This is a genomic window from Methanobrevibacter sp. (genome assembly GCF_045541095.1).
Classification (GTDB): Archaea; Methanobacteriota; Methanobacteria; order Methanobacteriales; family Methanobacteriaceae; genus Methanocatella.
Map to the genome: position 1 here is coordinate 1 of NZ_JAZQIJ010000187.1, position 2,037 is coordinate 2,037.

At 37.4% G+C, this 2,037-nt stretch carries 3 protein-coding genes; 2 read left to right on the forward strand and 1 reads right to left on the reverse strand.

Translation table 11 applies throughout. The annotated features are described in order from the left end of the window. Positions 1-668 (reverse strand): transposase (locus ACKI2P_RS07745; protein WP_407376551.1); only part of this gene is annotated, 668 nt, incomplete at its 3' end. A gap of 202 nt (positions 669-870) precedes the next feature. Between ACKI2P_RS07745 and ACKI2P_RS07750 the strand changes: the two genes are divergently transcribed. Continuing rightward, positions 871-1,785, forward strand: coding sequence for a hypothetical protein (locus ACKI2P_RS07750; protein WP_407376553.1), 915 nt, complete (start codon positions 871-873; stop codon positions 1,783-1,785). 56 nt (positions 1,786-1,841) lie between these two features. Beyond that, positions 1,842-2,037: hypothetical protein (locus ACKI2P_RS07755; protein ID WP_407376555.1), on the forward strand; the 196-nt coding region annotated here is incomplete at its 3' end.

Below are 2,037 nucleotides of genomic sequence, written 5' to 3' on the forward strand. Positions count from 1 at the left end.
AGAAACAAGGCTATATTTGGATAGCACTCCTGAAATTCCTTCATCAACGGCCTCAAGAACTCTGCGGTGCCATTGCAGCAGTATTGTGTCCCGGGTCTGAGTTCTATTTTCAGTAAATCACCGGTCATTCCGTCAAAGCAAATCAGAGGATGATATCCATTTGCCTGGTAGTGGAAATTGAAGGCTCCGCCTTCCTGTTTGCCAAACGTCGCAAAAAGTGTGGAATCCAGATCCAAGAGAACATGATCCGGCATCTTGACTGAATAAACTCTTCTGCGGATTGTCCTTATCATCTCCTCTAACTGGGTAAGCGTCTTTTCATCCAGCCGATTATGAAAACGGGATAAAGTCGGCTGAGAAGCCAATGTTTCTTTATCTGCCGCAGCTGTAATAGCAGGATCATTTCTCAACGCATCCGCGTGATCATCTTGAAAATATGCACCCATAATTTGAAACAGTATTTGAAGGAGATTCTCGTGATCCTTGTGAAATCTGATGTGTCCGGGATCAGTTGTACGAAAAATTTCCTTTGCAAGTTTTTCTAAGCCGAACTTATGGATAAACTCCTTTATAAGCAGCATTCCTGCATCGGACGAAATGTTACCTCCTTCAAAATTGACATGTATGTTTTTGTTGCTTTCCAGCGCAATTTCACTTATAATAGACATAGGACTTCTCCTTTTGATTTGTTTTTTTGCTGATATAAATTTTATCAAATCGGAAGTCCTTTTTATGATAATTTCCTCTTATTGGGTGAAAGCAATTTCTTTAATTTTCATGGAATTTACTCAGCACCTTGATGCTAAATCAAAAATTCATGAATATTTCAGGAATAATGCTCTTCATTGACTATTACCATCTGGAAATCATATGCAAAACCTCAGTGAATATAATGCAGGAATGAAAAACAACAGCAATCCCAGTTTTGAGCGATTATTATCTGCCACGAAAAACTATAAAAGAATAAAACCGGTTGACATTGATAAAACTATTTATCTCGTTTCTAAAGCAAAAGGCAACCGCCCATTACGAGAATTTGCATCCGAGGTTGGTCAGTTAAGCCACGTTGCAATATTCAGAATTCTGAATAGCCAGACAGAAAAAATAAAAAAAAGAGGAATAGCCGGGATTGTTTCAGCAGCGGAACCGGGAAGCCATGTAACGCTTGATTCCATAATGGCAGCGCAAGGATGCTTCAATGACAATACTCTGGCAAAATATAATAATGAGATCAGACAAACAATAATCAAAGAGCTCCTCTTGAAAGATCTGGATTTACGTTTGCCACAAGAATCCTCTAATGAAGACATAAAGAACAGCAAACAATCAAAATTTACGATCCTGATTAATGGGCTTGGTTCTCATAATTCCCCTCATAATACCCTTGACAATCCCCCTGATAATGTACTCACATGGAATTTTGAAATCATCACCGCTCCGTTGCTAAAAATGGATGAATCCTTATCAGAGTATGCCAACAAAATAATCAGTCGCCTGTTGACGAAGAACCTTGGAATCCGAAAATCAAATAAATACTCTCTCATAATTGATAATGAACAGTTTTTAAATGAAATCAAAGAACAAGCTGAATTGATTCAAATATCTAATAAAGTCTCTATCATTCTAGTTCCTCTGGCACATAAGAAAGTAATTGATGAATATGTTGTCTCACTGACAAACAAACAACCGGTTAATAAAATATTTCAACAATTTAGAATACTCCAAGAAAAAAATACACATTTTCATTTGATGATTTATATCTGGCTGATTGTAGATCTATCATAGCAGATGATCTGCTCTGGAAAGGATATTCTCTAAAGAACATAGACTCCTGTGTCTATTTGCCGGATACCGGTATTATCGTATTTCCATCGGACTTTTCATATTCGATATCTGGATATGAATTTGTAAACAATAGGTGGACATTCACTATTATACATACTGCAAATTTTTCGGGCTATGATGAATTCCGTCAGGCTGTCCTTAATTGGACTCTTCGTGCCATGGCTTGTTTTTATACTGGAAGCTGTGAAGGAA